Annotated in this window: 17 protein-coding genes and 1 riboswitch; of the genes, 12 read left to right on the top strand and 5 right to left on the bottom strand. The window is 73.6% G+C overall.

Annotated elements, in window-relative coordinates; translation table 11 throughout:
- Positions 1–100 precede the first annotated feature (100 nt).
- The 9 genes from uraD (at position 101) to alc (ending at position 8,217) form a co-directional block, all read left to right on the top strand.
- Positions 101–649: a 2-oxo-4-hydroxy-4-carboxy-5-ureidoimidazoline decarboxylase gene (gene uraD, locus OG589_RS22050; RefSeq protein ID WP_405151844.1), complete on the top strand. Its 549-nt coding sequence runs from the start codon at positions 101–103 to the stop codon at positions 647–649.
- Between the two features lie 43 nt (positions 650–692).
- The gene (uraH, locus tag OG589_RS22045; RefSeq protein WP_405151843.1) at positions 693–1,016 is read left to right on the top strand and encodes a hydroxyisourate hydrolase; all 324 of its coding nucleotides are present in this window, start codon (positions 693–695) and stop codon (positions 1,014–1,016) included.
- A gap of 2 nt (positions 1,017–1,018) precedes the next feature.
- Positions 1,019–1,897 (top strand): factor-independent urate hydroxylase, encoded by an 879-nt coding sequence (gene pucL / locus OG589_RS22040; RefSeq protein ID WP_405151842.1) that lies wholly within the window; start codon positions 1,019–1,021, stop codon positions 1,895–1,897.
- A 9-nt stretch (positions 1,898–1,906) separates the two neighbouring features.
- Positions 1,907–2,782 carry an FAD binding domain-containing protein gene (locus tag OG589_RS22035; protein ID WP_405151841.1) on the top strand — a complete coding sequence of 292 codons (876 nt, stop codon included), beginning with the start codon at positions 1,907–1,909 and terminating at the stop codon, positions 2,780–2,782.
- Positions 2,773–3,246: a (2Fe-2S)-binding protein gene (locus OG589_RS22030; protein ID WP_405151840.1), complete on the top strand. Its 474-nt coding sequence runs from the start codon at positions 2,773–2,775 to the stop codon at positions 3,244–3,246. Before OG589_RS22035 ends, OG589_RS22030 begins: the two co-directional genes overlap by 10 nt.
- Positions 3,247–3,248: 2 nt before the next feature.
- Complete coding sequence (locus OG589_RS22025; protein WP_405151839.1) at positions 3,249–4,628, top strand: 8-oxoguanine deaminase; 1,380 nt, start codon at positions 3,249–3,251, stop codon at positions 4,626–4,628.
- A gap of 91 nt (positions 4,629–4,719) precedes the next feature.
- Entirely contained in the window at positions 4,720–5,868 is a 1,149-nt protein-coding gene (locus tag OG589_RS22020) for a glycerate kinase (RefSeq protein ID WP_405151838.1), read from the top strand.
- A gap of 21 nt (positions 5,869–5,889) precedes the next feature.
- On the top strand, positions 5,890–7,188 hold the full coding sequence (gene allB / locus OG589_RS22015) for an allantoinase AllB (protein WP_405151837.1): 1,299 nt from the start codon (positions 5,890–5,892) through the stop codon (positions 7,186–7,188).
- Positions 7,189–7,242: 54 nt separating this feature from the next.
- The gene (alc, locus tag OG589_RS22010) at positions 7,243–8,217 is read left to right on the top strand and encodes an allantoicase (RefSeq protein WP_405151836.1); all 975 of its coding nucleotides are present in this window, start codon (positions 7,243–7,245) and stop codon (positions 8,215–8,217) included.
- A gap of 18 nt (positions 8,218–8,235) precedes the next feature.
- Here alc and pknB read toward each other — a convergent pair whose 3' ends face one another.
- From pknB to thiO, 4 genes are all read right to left on the bottom strand, one after another.
- Complete coding sequence (gene pknB, locus OG589_RS22005) at positions 8,236–10,158, bottom strand: Stk1 family PASTA domain-containing Ser/Thr kinase (protein ID WP_405151833.1); 1,923 nt, start codon at positions 10,156–10,158, stop codon at positions 8,236–8,238.
- Between the two features lie 84 nt (positions 10,159–10,242).
- On the bottom strand, positions 10,243–11,019 hold the full coding sequence (locus OG589_RS22000; RefSeq protein ID WP_405152091.1) for a thiazole synthase: 777 nt from the start codon (positions 11,017–11,019) through the stop codon (positions 10,243–10,245).
- A gap of 52 nt (positions 11,020–11,071) precedes the next feature.
- Positions 11,072–11,272 (bottom strand): sulfur carrier protein ThiS, encoded by a 201-nt coding sequence (thiS, locus tag OG589_RS21995; RefSeq protein ID WP_405151832.1) that lies wholly within the window; start codon positions 11,270–11,272, stop codon positions 11,072–11,074.
- Complete coding sequence (gene thiO, locus OG589_RS21990) at positions 11,269–12,582, bottom strand: glycine oxidase ThiO (protein WP_405151830.1); 1,314 nt, start codon at positions 12,580–12,582, stop codon at positions 11,269–11,271. Before thiO ends, thiS begins: the two co-directional genes overlap by 4 nt.
- A 1-nt stretch (position 12,583) precedes the next feature.
- Positions 12,584–12,696, bottom strand: a riboswitch (TPP riboswitch).
- A 138-nt stretch (positions 12,697–12,834) separates the two neighbouring features.
- Here thiO and OG589_RS21985 point away from each other — a divergent pair.
- The 3 genes from OG589_RS21985 to thiE are packed head-to-tail and all read left to right on the top strand — an operon-like array spanning position 12,835 to position 15,044.
- Complete coding sequence (locus OG589_RS21985) at positions 12,835–14,004, top strand: NAD(P)/FAD-dependent oxidoreductase (protein WP_405151829.1); 1,170 nt, start codon at positions 12,835–12,837, stop codon at positions 14,002–14,004.
- Between the two features lie 49 nt (positions 14,005–14,053).
- Positions 14,054–14,428: an Rv2175c family DNA-binding protein gene (locus OG589_RS21980; RefSeq protein WP_358554072.1), complete on the top strand. Its 375-nt coding sequence runs from the start codon at positions 14,054–14,056 to the stop codon at positions 14,426–14,428.
- The gene (gene thiE, locus OG589_RS21975; protein WP_405151828.1) at positions 14,406–15,044 is read left to right on the top strand and encodes a thiamine phosphate synthase; all 639 of its coding nucleotides are present in this window, start codon (positions 14,406–14,408) and stop codon (positions 15,042–15,044) included. Before OG589_RS21980 ends, thiE begins: the two co-directional genes overlap by 23 nt.
- A 107-nt stretch (positions 15,045–15,151) precedes the next feature.
- Here the strand turns inward: thiE and OG589_RS21970 are convergent, their stop codons facing one another.
- Entirely contained in the window at positions 15,152–16,219 is a 1,068-nt protein-coding gene (locus tag OG589_RS21970) for a polyprenyl synthetase family protein (protein WP_405151826.1), read from the bottom strand.
- Positions 16,220–16,422 lie beyond the last annotated feature (203 nt).

Here is a 16,422-nt window from a genome sequence, read left to right as displayed (position 1 = left end):
GACGACTTGGAGCATGACACAAAAGTCGTGGCGATGCGTTGGGCCACTTGGGAGCTCCCGCCGCTGGACCGCGCCCGCCGGTGACGGTCTACTTGCTGGCATGCCCAATGTGACACCCGCTCGACGCGGCCTGGAAGGGTTCAACGCGCTCAGCCCGATCGAGGCGGAGCGGGAGCTGCTGGCCTGCTGTGCCTCAGGCACCTTCGCCCGCCAGGTCGCCGCCTCGCGGCCGTACGACGACATCGCCCCTGCCGTCGACACGGCGGAGGCGGCGGTCAAGGACCTGAGCTGGCCCGAGGTGCTGGAGGCGCTCACCGCTCATCCCCGCATCGGCGAGCGCATGCAGGGGAGCGGCAGGGAGTCGCTCTGGTCGAGGCTGGAGCAGTCCGGAGTGACCGGGTCGAGCTACGAGACGCGCGGTGAGCTGCTCCGGGGAAACATGATGTACGAGGAGCGGTTCGGGCACGTGTACCTGATCTGCGCCACGGGCCTGTCGGCGGAGGAGATGCTCGGCCGTCTCAGGGACCGCCTGCGCAACGACCAGGAGACCGAGCGGGCCGTCGTACGGGAGGAGCTCGCCAAGATCACGCGGCTGCGGGTGGCTAAGCTCCTCGCGGAGGGCGGCAACAGGGGCGAGGAGGGCGCGTGACCCCGTCCAGGGCCGTCACCGGCGCCCACGCGGAGGAGGAGACGTGAGCCTGTCCACCCACGTGCTGGACTCCGGCAACGGCCGGCCCGCCGAGGGCGTGGCCGTGAGCCTGCACCAGGGCGACCGTCTTGTCGGCAAGGGCGTGACCGACCAGGACGGCCGCCTGCGCGACTGGCTGCCCGAGGGGGAGCCGGGCAGGGGCGTCCACCGCCTGGTCTTCGAGACCGGCGCCTACTTCGCCAGGTCGGGTGTGACGGCGTTCTACCCGGAGGTCGTCGTGACCTTCGCGATCGACGACCCGGAGGCGCACTACCACGTGCCCCTGCTGCTGAGCCCGTTCGCCTACTCGACGTACCGAGGGAGCTAGCGATGACCGTCGTCCTCGGACCCAACCGCTACGGCAAGGCGGAGACCCGCGTCGTCCGCGTCACCCGCGACGGCGAGGTCCACCACCTCAAGGACTGCAACGTCTCCATCTCGCTCGCCGGCGACATGGAGGACGTGCACAGGAACGGCGGCAACGCCGCGGTGCTGCCGACCGACTCGCAGAAGAACACCGTCTACGCCTTCGCCAAGAGGCACGGCATCGGGCAGATCGAGGAGTTCGCCCTCCTGCTCGCCCGGCACTTCGTCGGCTCGCAGCCCACGATCCACCACGCCCGCGTGGAGGTGGAGGAGTACTCCTGGGAGCGCAGGGGGCCGCATTCCTTCGTGCGGTCGGCCACCGAGACGCGCACGTGCGTCGTCCACCATGATCAGGACGGCACCTCCACGGTGGTGTCCGGCCTGCGCGACCTGGTCGTGCTGAACTCCACGGGCTCGGAGTTCCACGGGTTCATCCAGGACGAGTACACCACGCTGCCGCCGGCCACCGACCGCGTCCTCGCCACCGCAGTGACCGCGCGCTGGCGCCACGCGGTGCCACCCGCGGATCTCGCCGATTCGTACGATTTCGGAAAATCGTACGATGAAGTGCGGAGGTGCCTGCTGGAGGCGTTCGCCGGCACTCACAGCCTGTCCCTGCAGCAGACGCTCTTCGCCATGGGCAGCCGCGTGCTGGCCACCCGTGAGGAGGTCTGCGAGGTACGGCTGGAGCTGCCGAACAAGCACCACTTCCTGGTGGACCTCGCTCCCTTCGGCCTGGACAACGACAACGAGGTCTACTTCGCCGCCGACCGCCCGTACGGGCTGATCGAGGGCACCGTGCTCCACGACGACGCGCCGGCCGCGGGCCCGGCCTGGGACTAGGGAGTGCCGATGGAATTCCTGCGACCCACCACCTGGGGCGAGGCGCTGGCCGCGAAGGCGGCCGTTCCCGAAGCGGTGCCCATCCAGGGCGGCACCGACGTGATGGTGGAGATCAACTTCGACGTGCGCCGTCCGGTGGCGCTGCTGGACCTGAACCAGGTCACCGCCCTCGGCGACTGGGAGCTCATGCCCGACGGACGGCTCCGCGTCGGCGCCGGGGTGCCGTACGCCCGGGTCATCGCCGAGCTGGGGGACAAGCTCCCCGGCCTGGCCCAGGCCTCCCGCACGGTCGGCTCCCCGCAGATCCGCAACCGGGGGTCGGTCGGGGGCAACCTCGGCGCCGCATCCCCGGCGGGCGACAGCCACCCGCCCCTGCTCGCCGGCGACGCGGTGATCGAGGTCGAGTCCGCCGCCCGGGGCACTCGCATGATCCCGGCCGCCGAGTTCTACCTCGGGGTCAAGCGCAGCGCGCTCGCGCCCGACGAGCTGATCCGCGCCTTCTGGATGGCGCCCGCCGAGGGCCCGCAGTACTTCTCCAAGGTCGGCACCCGCAACGCCATGGTCATCGCCGTGTGCTCCTTCGCGATAGCGCTGCACCCCGGGGAGCGCCGTGCGGGCACCGGCGTGGGCTCGGCCGCCCCGACCCCGCGCCGGGCCATCGCCGCCGAGGAGTTCCTCGCGGCCGAGCTCGACTGGACCGGGGCCGCCCCCCTCGACGCCGCGCTGCTGGCGCGGTTCGGCGAACTGGCGGCCCAGGCGGCCTCACCCATCGACGACGTGCGGGGCACGGCCGACTACCGCCGCCACGCGGTCGCGGTGATGGCCCGGCGCACGCTCACCTGGGCCTGGAACGACTACCGCGAGAAGGTGGCGGCATGCGCGTGAACTTCACCGTCAACGGCAGGCAGGAAGCGGTCGACGGCGTCTGGGAGGGCGAGAGCCTGCTCTACGTCCTGCGGGAGCGGGTCGGCCTCCCCGGCTCCAAGAACGCCTGCGAGCAGGGCGAGTGCGGCTCCTGCACGGTCTACCTCGACGGGCTGCCGGTGTGCTCGTGCCTGGTCGCGGCGGGGCAGGCGGAGGGGCGCCAGGTGCGCACGGTCGAGGGGCTGGCCGAGGGCGACCGGCTCGACCCGATCCAGGAGGCCTTCGTCGAGTGCGGCGCCGTGCAGTGCGGCTTCTGCACGCCGGGCCTGCTCGTCCAGGCGCACGACCTGATCGAGCGAAACGCCCGGCCCAGCGACGCGGAGATCCGCGAGGCACTCGCGGGCAACCTGTGCCGGTGCACCGGCTACGAGAAGATCCTCGACGCGGTGCGGCTCGCCGCCGCCAGGAAGGCCGAGGTGGTCTGACCGTGGGCACCCTCATCGAGAACGTCGCGATCGCCCCGGTCGTGGGGCCCGAGATCGGCCGGGGGTACATCCACGTCGAGGACGGCCGCATCGCCGCGCTCGGCGCGGGCCCCGCCCCGGACGTCCCCGGCGCCACCCGCGTCGACGGCACCGGCTGCCTGGCCACCCCCGGCCTGGTCAACACCCACCACCACCTCTACCAGTGGGCCTCCCAGGGCGTCGCCCAGGACGCCACGCTGTTCGAGTGGCTCACGGCGCTCTACCAGGTGTGGGCGGCCATGGACGCCGAGGTCGTGAAGGGGGCGGCGACCGCCGGGCTCGGCTGGCTCGCGCTGTCGGGCTGCACGACGACCACCGACCACCACTACATCTTCCCCAAGGGCCGGGGCGACCTGTTCGCCGCCGAGATCGAGGCGGCCCGCGACCTCGGGCTCCGCTTCCACCCGTGCCGGGGGTCGATGGACCGTGGCGTATCCCAGGGCGGCCTGCCCCCCGACGAGGTGGTCGAGGGGCTGGATGAGATCCTCGCCGCCACGGCCGAGGCCGTCGACGCCTACCACGACCCCTCCCCGGGCTCGATGCTCCAGGTGGCCGTCGCGCCGTGCTCGCCGTTCTCGGTCAGCGCCGGGCTGATGACCGAGGCGGCGGCGCTGGCCCGCGACAAGGGCGTGCGCCTCCACACCCACCTGTGCGAGACGGTCGACGAGGAGGAGCACTGCCTTGCGCAGATGGGCTGCACCCCGGTCGACTACATGGAGAAGCTCGGCTGGCTCGGCCCCGACGTCTGGGTGGCCCACGCCGTCCACCTCCACGACCGCGACATCCGGCGCTTCGCCGAGACGGGAACCGGCTCGGCCCACTGCCCGAGCTCCAACGGCCGTCTCGGGGCGGGCATCGCCCGCGTGTCCGAGATGCTGCGGGCCGGGGCCGTCGTCGGCCTCGGCGTGGACGGCAGCGCCTCCAGCGAGCTCACGCCCCTCGCGGGCGAGATGCGGCAGGCCCTGCTGTTCCAGCGCGCCAGGTACGGCCCGGCGGCGCTCACCGCCCGCCAGGCGCTGGAGATCGGCACCCTGGGCGGCGCCCGGTGCCTCGGACGGCAGGACGAGATCGGCTCGCTGGAGCCGGGGAAGCTCGCCGACATCGTCCTGTGGCGGGTCGACGGCTTCGCGGCGGCGGTGGAGGACCCGGTGTGCGCGCTGGTCTTCGGCGCGACGCCGCCCGTGGCCCGCGTGCTCGTGGGCGGCCGGACGGTGGTGGAGGACGGCGAGCTGCGCACCGTGCCGCACGACGCCGCGGGACGGGCCGGCGCCGACGCCCGCCGCCGCCTGACCAAGCTCGCCGCGGACAAGGGATTCAGCGTGAACAAGGAGGTCGGTGCGTGAGGTCGGTACAGGTGCGTCCGGAGGCCGTGAGGTCAGGGCATTCCCGCCCGGGGGCCGTGAGGTCAGGGCATTCCCGCCCGGAGGTCCGCGCGTGACGCGAGGGCATGTGCTGGTCGCGCCGGACAAGTTCAAGGGCTCGCTCAGCGCCGTCGAGGTCGCCGGCAGCGTGGCGGCGGGCCTGCGCGCCGCCAGGCCGGACGTCGCGGTCGTGACCATGCCCGTCGCCGACGGCGGGGACGGCACCGTGGAGGCGGCCGTCGCCTGCGGGTTCCACCGGGCCGAGGCCGTCGTCTCCGGCCCGACCGGCGAGCCCGTGAGCGCGGCGTACGGCTTCCTGGACGGCGTGGCGGTGGTCGAGCTGGCTGAGGCGTCCGGCCTGCACCGGCTGCCCGGCGGGCGGCTCGCGCCCCTCGCGGCCGGCAGCGACGGCACCGGCGACCTGATCGCGGCGGCCCTGCGCCAGAGCCCCCGGGAGGTGGTGCTCGGCCTCGGCGGCAGCGCCTGCACCGACGGAGGCTCCGGCATGATGCGCGCGCTCGGCGTGCGCCTGCTGGACGCCCGGGGCCGCGACCTGCCGCCCGGGGGAGGCTCCCTTGCCGACCTGCGCTCCCTGGACCTCTCGGGGTTCACCCGGCCCGCCGGCACGGCGTTCGTCGTCGCCAGCGACGTGGACAACCCGCTGCTCGGCCCCGAGGGCGCCGCGGCGGTCTACGGCCCCCAGAAGGGGGCGGGGCCGGCCGAGCTGCCGAGGCTGGAGGAGGGCCTGGCCCGCTGGGCCGACGTCGCGGAGCGCGAGCTCGGCGTACGGGCGCGCGACACCCCGGGCGCGGGGGCGGCGGGCGGCGTCGGCTTCGCGGCGATGGCGTTCCTCGGCGCGGAGATCCGGCCCGGCATCGGCCTCCTGCTCGACCTGCTCGGCTTCTCCGCGCGGCTCTCCGGCGCGCGGCTCGTGATCACGGGGGAGGGCTCGCTCGACGGCCAGACCCTGCGCGGCAAGGCCCCCGCCGGAGTGGCGTCGGCCGCCGCCGAGGCCGGGGTGCCCGTGGTCGCCGTGTGCGGCCGGCGCGCGCTGACCGACGAGCGGTTGCGCGCGGCGGGCATCCAGGCGGCCTTCGCGCTGACCGACATCGAGGACGACGTGCGACGCTGCATGGAAGAGGCGGGCCCGCTCCTGGAGCGGCTCGCCACCACGCTGGCCGCCGAATGGCTGCCTCACGCGCCCGTCCACGCCCATGACTGACCACCGGCCGGACGGAGGACCGTGAGCGACTTCGATCTGGTGGTGCGGTCGCGGCGGGCGGTGCTGCCCGGCGGCGAGCGCCCGCTGGCGGTGGCCGTGCGGGACGGCATGGTCGCGGCCCTGCTGCCCTACGACGACCCGGCGCCGGCGGCCGAGCAGGTGGACCTCGGCGAGGTGTGCCTGCTGCCCGGCCTCGTCGACACCCATGTGCACGTCAACGAGCCGGGCCGCACCGAGTGGGAGGGGTTCGCCACCGCCACCAGGGCGGCGGCGGCCGGGGGCGTGACCACGATCGTCGACATGCCGCTCAATTCCCTGCCGCCGACCGTCGACGTGGAGGCCCTCGCGGTCAAACGGGCGGCGGCGGCCGGGCAGTGCGCCGTCGACGTGGGCTTCTGGGGCGGCGCGATCCCCGGCAACGCCGCCGGGCTGCGCGCGCTGCACGAGGCGGGCGTGTACGGCTTCAAGTGCTTCCTGTCGCCGTCGGGCGTGGAGGAGTTCCCCCCGCTGGACGCCGCAGGCCTGCGTACGGCGCTGCGCGAGGTGGCGGCCTTCGACGGGCTCATGGTGGTGCACGCGGAGGATCCCGCGCTGCTCACCGAACCCCTCGGCCCGACATATCCCCAGTTTCTCGACTCGCGGCCGGGGGAGTCGGAGCGCCGGGCCGTCGAGCGGGTCATCGCCGTGGCCCGCGAGACCGGCGCGCGGGTCCACATCCTGCACGTGTCCTCGGCCTCCTGCCTCGAACCGCTGGACGCCGCCCGGCGCGACGGGGTGCCGATCACCGCCGAGACCTGCCCCCACTACCTCACCCTGACCGCCGAGCAGGTGCGCGGCCCGGAGTACAAGTGCTGCCCGCCGATCAGGGACGGCGGCAACCGCGACGAGCTGTGGCAGGGGCTGGCGGCCGGCGTGCTGAGCTGCGTCGTCTCCGACCACTCCCCCTCCACCCCCGACCTGAAGGTGCCCGACTTCGCCGCCGCCTGGGGAGGGATCTCCTCTCTGCAGGTCGGCCTGCCCGCCGTGTGGACCGAGGCCAGGTCGCGCGGGTACGAGCTGCCGCGCGTCGTCGAGTGGATGTCCGCGGCGCCCGCGGCGCTGGCCGGGCTGCCCGCCAAGGGCGGCATCGCCGTCGGCGGGGACGCCGACCTGGTGGCCTTCGACGACACCGCCGAGTTCACCGTCGAGGCGGCGGACCTGCGCCACCGCAACCCGGTGACGCCCTACCACGGCCGCACGCTGACCGGGGTGGTACGCGCCACCTGGCTGCGCGGCAGGGCCGTGACCGACACCGTCCCACCATTTGGAGTGCTTCTTTGAGCGACCTTCCTGCCGGAGACGGCCACCCGATCACCGTGGGCCCCGGAGGTGCCGGTGAGTGACGTCACGCGCCTGCCCGACCTGGCCCTGCGCACCTGCGGCGGGTCCGTCGTGGCGGCCAGCGACGAGTCCTTCGCCGAGCGGCAGGCGCTGATCAGGCCCGGCGCGCCCGCGTTCCAGCCCGGCACCTTCGGCGCCAGGGGCCAGGTCTACGACGGCTGGGAGACCCGGCGCCGCCGCGAGCCCGGCCACGACTGGGCGATCGTGCGGCTCGGCATGCCCGGCGTCGTCAGGGGCGTGGTGGTCGACACCGCCTGGTTCACCGGCAACTACCCGCCCTTCGCCTCCGTCGAGGCGTGCGAGGTGGACGGCTATCCCTCGGTGGCCGAGCTCCAGGAGGCCGACTGGGTGGAGATCGTGCCGAAGAGCCCCCTGGGCGGGGACGCCGCGCACGAGTTCGCCGTCGGCGACGGCCGCAGGTTCACCCACGTGCGGCTGAACATCTTCCCCGACGGCGGGGTCTCGCGGCTGCGCGTCCACGGCGAGGTGGTGCCCGACCTCGCGATGTACGAGGGCATGACCGTCGACCTCGCCGCCCTGGAGAACGGCGCGGTGGTCACCGGCTGCTCGGACGAGTTCTACTCCTCGCCCGCGAACGTCATAGCCCCCGGGCTGCCCCGGCACCAGGCCGAGGGGTGGGAGACCGCCCGCCGCCGCGACGGCGGCAACGACTGGCTGGTCGTACGGCTGGCGGTGCCGGGCGTCGTGCGCGTCGCCGAGCTCGACACCACCAACCTGGTGTACAACGCCCCGGGCGCGGCCGCCCTTTCGGCCGCCGACGTCGGCGACGGCTCGCCGGGGGAGGACACCGAGTGGTTCGAGCTGCTTCCCCGCACCCGGCTCCAGCCGGACACCCGTCACAGGTTCCGCCTGGACGGCGACCGCGTGGCGACGCACGTGCGCCTCGACATCTACCCCGACGGCGGGATGGGCCGCCTCCGCCTGCACGGCACTCCCCGGCAGCCGTAGGCGGCGGGGCTCGGGAGGTCAGTGCCAGATCGTGATGCGGGTGCCCGCCGGGGCCTGGCCCAGAGGGTTCTCGGCGACCACCGAGCCCGCGCCCGCGATCTTGCGTACCCGCACCTTGAAGCCCGCCGCGCGGAGCTCCTGGGTGGCGTCGGCCACGTTCTTGAACCGGACGTCGGGGATGGCGACCAGGGCCTGGCCCGGCTGAACGTTGTCGGGGTTCTCCCAGGGCCAGTGGAAGCCGGTGTCGGGACCCTTCGAGCAGGTGAGCTGCACGCCCTGCCCCGCCGTGACCTCGGCCCGCGCGGCGGGGTCCTGGGCGATGATCGTGCCCGGCTGGGCGTTGTCGGTCTGCTGGACGATCGTCGGGTTGTACCCCTTCTGCCGCAGGAACGCCTCGGCCTGGTCGCACTGCATCTCGCTGACGTCGGGCATGAGCTGCCCGGCGCTCAGCACGAGCTGCACCCGGCTGCCCTCCCTGACCTTGGTGCCGACCTGCGGGTTCGTGCGTAGCACCAGGCCGCGCTGCACGGTGTCGCTCGGCACCCGGCTGATCGTGCCCGCGGTGAGGCTCGCCTCGGAGATCTTGGCCCGGGCGTCGGCCTCGGAGAGGTTGACGACGTTCGGCACCGCGATCTTGACCGGGCCCGCCGAGGGGATCAGCGTGATCGTGGACTGCGCGATCACTTCCTTGCCCGACTCGGGGTCGGTGCGCAGGACCTTGTTCTCGGCCACCTGCTTGTCGTGCTCGGGCGTGCCGATCTTGACCACGAAGCCCTGCTTCTCGGCCTCCAGCTTGGCCACCGTGGTGTTCAGGCCGATCAGGTCGGGGACCTTGGTGTAGCGGCCCTCGGAGAACCACCAGCCCGTGCCGCCGATCGCCGCGATCATCAAGACGACCAGCACGATGATGAACCAGTGGGGCCGGAAACCCCGGCGCCTCGGGCTCTCCACCGCCGCCCGTACCGCCGGGGCGGTGAGCATCTCGGTCCGCGAGTGGATGAGGGTCGGGTTCGCGGGCGGGGCGCCCATCTGGTGCGCGGCCGCCGGCCCGGGGGCCGGCGCGCCGGTGGGCGGGCGCTGCGGCCCCATGTCGCGCGGCAGCATGCGGTGGGCGTCCACGGCCGCGACGAGCAGCGCGGTCGCGTCGGTGGGCCTGCGGTTCTGGTCGCGGTCGGTCGCCGAGAGCACGAGGGTGTCGAGCAACTGCGGGATGTCCCCGGCCAGCGACGACGGCGCGGGCACCCGGTCGTGGACGTGCCGGTAGGCCACCGACATGGGGTTGTCGCCCTGGTAGGGCTGGTGCCCGGTCAGCAGCTCGAACAGCATCACCCCGGCGGCGTAGACGTCGCTGCGCGCGTCGGCGACCCCGGCGGTGACCTGCTCGGGCGACATGTACGCGATCGTGCCGATCATGACGCCGGTGCGGGTCTGGTTGCCCGCCTCGATGGCCCGCGCGAGCCCGAAGTCGACCACCTTGACCCGGCCGTCGTCGGTCAGCAGGACGTTCTCGGGCTTGACGTCGCGGTGCACCATGCCCGCCTGGTGGGCCGCGCCGAGGGCGGCCAGCACCGGGATCATGATCTCCAGGGCCTCGCGGGCCGGCAGCCGCTTCCTCTCGCGGAGCACGTCGCGCAGGGTGCGCCCCGGGACGTACTCCATCGAGAGGTAGACATGATCGCCGTCGGTGCCCTGGTCGAACACGTGCACCACGTTGGGGTGCGACAGGCTGGCCACGGACTTGGCCTCGCCGATGAAGCGCCGCACGAAGTCGGGATCCTCGGCCAGCGAGCGGTGCATGACCTTCAGAGCCACCGTGCGGTCGAGCCGGATGTCCAGGGCCAGATAGACGGCCGCCATCCCACCCCGGGCGATCCGGGACTCAACGCGATAGCGCCCGTCCAGCAGCCGCCCTACAAGGGGGTCCGCAACCGTCGTGTCCACGGGAGTGAGTTTACGGGCGGTTTGCCAGGGGGAGGGCAAGCACATCCCAAACCGATGCCGACATGTTTTCCCGTCAGGAAGGGGTCATGGCTCTCCGCCGACCGGTTCGACGGCCGGCGAGGACGCCTCAGCGTACCGGCGGCGGGGTATCCGGCCCGCTAGGCGCGCCCTACGGCCGGCCGTGACGGCGTCGCGCATCGCCGCCGCCATCAGCTCCGGCCTGCGGGCCCGCGTCACCGCGCTGGCGAGCAGCACCGCGTCGCAACCGAGCTCCATCGCCAGGGCCGCGTCGCTCGCCGTGCCGATGCCGGCGTCCAGGATGACGGGGACGCCCGCCGCCTCCACGATCAGCTCGATGTTGTGCGGGTTGCGGATGCCGAGCCCCGAGCCGATGGGCGCGCCCAGGGGCATGACGGCAGCGCACCCCGCCTGCTCCAGCCGCCGCGCGAGCGCCGGGTCGTCCCCGATGTAGGGCAGCACCACGAACCCGTCGGCCACCAGCCGCTCGGCCGCGTCGAAGGTCTCGATCGGGTCCGGCAGCAGGGTGCGCTCGTCGTTGATCACTTCCAGCTTCACCCAGTCGGTGCCGAGCGCCTCGCGGGCCAGGCGCGCGGTCAGCACCGCCTCGCCCGCCGTGAAGCAGCCGGCGGTGTTGGGCAGCACCCGCACGCCCCGCTCGCGCAGGACGTCGAGCACCGACCCCCGCGCGGCCGGGTCCAGCCGCCGCATGGCCACGGTGGTGATCTCGGTGCCGGACGCGGCCAGCGCCTGGTCGAGCACCTCCAGGGAAGGGGCGCCGCCGGTCCCCATGATCAGGCGGGAGGCGAACTTCTCGCCGCCGAGGATCAGCGTGTCGTCCATGGGGTCCGCGTCCCGCTCGCCGGCGACTCCGGCGGGGTTCGTCCCGTCTCGGTCAGCCACCCTGCACCGCCGTGAGCACCTCGACGCGGTCGTTCTCGCCGAGCGGGGTCGACTGCCACGCGCCCCGCCGCACGACCTCGTCGTTCAGCGCGACCGCGACCCCGGCGACGGCCGGGGTGAGCGTCCGCACGGCCTGGGCGACCGTGGTGCCGGGGGGCAGGTCGTGGGGGGCGCCGTTGATCGTCACTCTCATCGCGCTTCCGGGGCGGAATACCCCGGCCGGTGGCCGGGGGAGGGGCCCCGTTCCTCCTTCGTCCATCGGTGCGGGTGGGTGGTGTCGTGGTGCCGCGCCCCGGCGAACCGCAGGGGCGAGCAGATCGCCGCGAGGGACGGGCCTTCCTGGCCCGTGTCCGGGCCGGGTCGTACGGCCCGATCACCGCCGGGCCGGCGGGCCCGGTGGCCGTCCCCATCGCCTTCAAGGGCCAGTTCGGCGGTGAGCAGGTCGGCCGTCAGGGGGGAGAGCAGGACACCGCCGCGGTGGTGGCCGGTGGCCATCAGAAGGCCCCCGAGCGCGGTACGCCCGACGACCGGGAGGTTGTCGGGGGTGCCGGGACGCAGGCCGGCGGACATGCCGGTCACCTCCAGCTCGGTGAGGCCCGGTACGAGCTCCCGCGCGTCCCGCAGCAGCTCCCATAGGGCCCCGGCGGTCACGCGGGTGTCGAACCCCATCTCCTCCTGCGTGGCGCCGAGCACGATCTCCCCGTCGCCGCGCGGCACCATGTACGCGCTTGACCCGTGGACCATCCCGCGCACGCAGCGGCCGAGGAACCCCGGAGCGCCGCGCAGCCGCATGATCTGGCCCTTGACCGGGCGCACCGGGGGGAGGACCTCTGGCGGCAGGCCGTCCAGGGCGCCCGACCAGGCCCCGGCGGCCAGCACGACCCGGTCGGCGGCGACCGCCCCGCCGCCCGCCAGCCGTACCCCGCGCACCACGTCGCCCTCGACGGCGAAGCCCGTGACGCGGTCGCCCACCACGCTCACCCCCCGGCGCGCCAGCGCGGCGAGCAGCGCGGCGGTCACGCGGCGCGGATCCACCCAGGCGTCCCCCGGCGCCAGGACCCCGCCGCGGACCGAGGGTGCGAGCATCGGCTCCGCGCGGCGGCACTCGCGTCCCGTCAGGCGCTCCACGGGGAGCGAGAGCTTCTCCATGAAACCGGCCAGCTCGCCGAGCGCCGCGAGGTCGTCCGCGCCGAAGGCGACGTCCAGGGTGCCGTCGGCGCGGTAGTCGAGGTCCACGCCCGCCTCGCCGGACAGCTCGGCGGCGAAGGCGGGCCACAGGGCGAGGGACGCCAGGCCCAGCCGCAGCAGGGGCTCCTCGGTGTAGGTGACCTCGCTCACCGGGGCGAGCATGCCCGCCGCCGCGTGGGAGGCGCCCGACCCGGGCGCGGGGTCGACCACGGTGACCGCGTGACCGCGCTGCGCGGCCCGCCAGGCGACGGAGAGCCCGACGACGCCCCCGCCCACGACGACCACATCCACGTGCGTATGGGGCATGTTTGGCATGTCCACCAAAGGTCCCGCTCCCTTCGCCGGCATGATCCGGATCAGGTCTTTAGCGGTCGAGGGCCGTGAGCCCTCCTCTCAGCCCGGTCTCGCCGGACTCCCGCGCGTGCTGACGGCACCAGCCTATTCCTGCCTCCATACGGCTTGCGCACCCGCTTGAGTGTTCTCATTACTGCCTGTGTGCGATGGTGAGCCAATTCGTTACCAAATCGCCGTTGGCGAGTTACCCGGCTGGCCGCTTAGGGTCAGGTTGTGAATCATGTCGTGGTGGTCGGAGCCGGGCTGGCCGGCGTGCGGAGTGTCGAAGCGCTGCGGGCGCGCGGTTACCGAGGGCGCGTCACTCTGGTCGGAGACGAGAACCATCGCCCCTATGATCGTCCACCCCTGTCGAAGGCCGTGCTGCTCGGCGAGCTGGACTCCACGGTCGTCGACTCCGATCTCGGCGCCCTCGACGTCGACCTGCGCACCAGCGTGGCGGCCAAGGGCCTGCGCGAGGGCGCGCTCGAGACCACAGAGGGCGAGGTGGAGTACGACGGGCTGATCATCGCCACCGGCGCCTCGCCCATCAGGCTGCGCGGCGAGGGCACCCAGCATGTGCTCCGCACCATCGACGACGCCCTCGCCCTGCGCGCCCTGCTGGTGCCCAAGGCCCACGTGGTGGTCGTCGGAGCGGGCTGGATCGGCGCGGAGGTCGCCACGGCGGCCCGCCGCGCCGGGTGCGCGGTGACCGTCGTCGAGGCCGCCCAGTCGCCGCTGGCCGTGGCCCTCGGCACCGAGGTGGGCGCGCGCACCGTGCCCTGGTACGCCGAGGCGGGCATCGACCTCAGGCTCGGCACGATGGTCGGCTCGGTCGACCCGGGCGGCCTGACCATGATGGACGGCTCGTGGATCCCCGCCGACGTGGTCGTGACCGGCGTCGGCGTGCGTCCCACCGTCGGGTGGCTCGCGGGCTCGGGCCTCGAGATCGACAACGGCGTCGTGGTCGACGAGCACCTGCGCACCTCGATGGAGGGCGTGGTGGCCGTCGGCGACTGCGCGAACTGGTGGTCGCGGCGCTTCGGCCGCCGCATGCGGGTCGAGCACTGGGACACCGCGCTGAACGCGCCGGAGACCGCCGTGGCCACGCTCCTCGGCGAGACCGCCGTGTACGACCCGGTGCCCTACTTCTGGTCCGAGCAGTTCGGCCGCATGCTGCAGTACGCCGGCAACCACGAGGGAGCCCGGCTGGTCCTGCGCGGCGATCCCGGCGCCGACCGCAAGTGGGCGGCGTGCTGGCTGACCGACGACCACCGGCTGGCCGCTATCCTTACCGTCGACCGTCCCCGTGACCTGGTGCAGGGCCGCCGCATCGTCGAGGGCGGGCAAAGGCTCGATGTGGATCGCGCGATGGACCCCTCGGTACCCTTGCGCGACTGCTTGTGACCCCCTGCGGGGTGTTTGAGAAGAGGCGCGACGTGGTAGTTGTGGTTCCGTGACGCTTTCTGTTGCACAGATCGACCGGGAAACCGACCAGTTGGTGGGAGAGTGGCTCCCCCTCACGGAAGTGGGCAGGCGGCTCGGGCTAAGTGCCGGGCGGGCCAAGCAGCTTCTCAAGGACAAAAGGCTCATCGGTGTCCGGCGGGGCGGCTCCGAGCCCGAGGTCCCCGCGGCCTTCATCGCCGGAGACGACGTGGTGAAGGGCCTTCCAGGGACGCTGACGGTCCTGTCCGACGCGGGCTACGACGACGTCGAGGCCCTGCGGTGGCTGTTCACCGCCGACGACTCCCTGCCGGGGGCCCCCATCGACGCCATCGTCGCGGGCCGCCACACCGAGGTGAAGAGGCGTGCCCAGGCGCTCGGTTTCTGACGCCAGGCTCTACCTCTGCACCGACGGGCGCCGGCGCCAGGGCGATCTCGAACGGTTCCTCGACGCCGTCCTCGCGGGCGGCGTGGACATCGTCCAGCTGCGCGAGAAGGGCCTGGAGGCCCGCGAGGAGCTCGCGCTCCTTGAGGTGTTCCGCGCGGCCTGCGACCGGCACGGGGCCCTGCTCGCGGTCAACGACAGGGCCGACATCGCCTACGCCGCGCGCTCCGACGTGCTGCACCTCGGGCAGGACGACCTGCCCGTGGCCGTGGCGCGCGAGATGCTGGGGCCGGACATCCTGATCGGGCGGTCCACCCACAGCGACGCGGAGGCGTCCGCGGCGGCGGCCGAGGAGGGTGTCGACTACTTCTGCTGCGGGCCGATCTGGCCCACGCCGACCAAGCCCGGGCGCCCCGCGCCGGGGCCCGGCCTGCTGAAGCACGCCGCGGCGCTCGGCACCGACCGGCCGTGGTTCGGCATCGGCGGCATCGACCTCACCACGCTGGACGAGGTCATGTCCTACGGCGTGACGCGCGTCGTGGTCGTGCGGGCGATCACCGAGGCCGACGACCCGGGCGCCGCCGCCGCCGAGTTCGCCCGCCGCCTCGCGACGGCCTGACCCGGCCCCACCTCCCGGGGAGGGAGCGTGGGGAGTCCGGGTGCGCGATGCGCCTGCCGTCGGAGGCGGCCGTGGGATGCGTCCTGGGAGGACGTGCTCCCGCCGGCTCAGCTCCGGCGTGCGGTGGCGGCCACCGCCAGCTCGGCGAGGGCCTGCCTGGCCTCCTCCTCGATCGGCGCGCGCTCCAGCGAGCTCAGCGCGTCGTCGAGGTAGCGCTTGATCATCTCCTCGCTCGCCGTCAGCGCGCCGGTCTCCTCGATGATCTCGCGAAGCCGCTCGACGCCGCCCGGGTCCAGCCCGGGGTCCCCGAGCAGCCGCCGCACCTCGGCGGCCTGCCCGTCGGAGGCGGCCGAGAGCGTGCGGGCGATCAGCATCGTGCGCTTGCCCTCGCGCAGGTCGTCGCCCGCGGGCTTGCCGGTCTCGGCCGGGTCGCCGAACACGCCGAGGACGTCGTCGCGGAGCTGGAACGCGATGCCGACCTTCTGGCCGTACTCCACGCACAGCCGGTCGAGCCACGGCTCCTCGCCGCGCGCGGCGAGCAGCAGGCCGAGGCGCAGGGGCTGCTCCACCGAGTACTTGCCGCTCTTGTGCAGGGCCACCCTGAGCGCGCTGTCGAAGGTGTTGTCCCCGTGCGCCTGCTCCAGCAGGTCGAGGTACTGCCCGCACATCAGCTCCGTGCGCATGAGGTCGTGCACCTGCTCGGCGGCGGCGAGCGCCTCGGCGGGCAGGCCGCTCGTACGCCACATCTCGCTCGACCAGACCAGCAGCAGGCTGCCCAGGAGCACCGCCGCCCCCTCGCCGAACTGGACCGCCGACCCCCGCCAGCCCGACTCCTCGTGCATCGCCTGGAACCGCCGGTGCGCCGAGGGCTTGCCGCGGCGCAGGTCGCTGGCGTCCATCACGTCGTCGTGGATCAACGCGCTGGCCTGGAGCAGCTCAAGCGACGCCGCGGCGGTGTAGATCGCCGGGTCCTCCTCGCCGCCCGCGCCGCGCCAGCCCCAGTAGCAGAAGGCGGGACGCAGGCGCTTGCCCCCAGACATGAAGTCCTCCGCGGTCGTCATCAGAGGACTCAGCTCGGGGCCGCTGACCAAGGGACGCTGCCGGTCGACGAACATCCGGAGGCGGCGGTCCACCTCGGAGCGGAAGGCGTCCGACAGGGCGAAGGAAGTGGTCATGCTCTGAGATTAACGGCCGCACGACAGCGCCCCGATTCCCCATCCCCTGTGTGACCCACGTCATGGCGAGGGGGAGAGCGTGGACGCGAGGCGAGAGCGGCCAGCTCGCGCGCTTGCGGAGCCCGGCGAGGCGTCGCACAGGATGTCGGCCGGCTCTGGTGGCCACTGTGCGACGCCGGGACAGGAGCGCACGTTCACCAGCG

The organism is Sphaerisporangium sp. NBC_01403 (assembly GCF_045040145.1).
In the GTDB taxonomy this organism is placed as follows: Bacteria; Actinomycetota; Actinomycetes; order Streptosporangiales; family Streptosporangiaceae; genus Sphaerisporangium; species Sphaerisporangium viridialbum.
The sequence above is the reverse complement of the archived record's forward strand: the minus strand, read 5'-3'. Positions and strand labels throughout refer to the sequence as shown.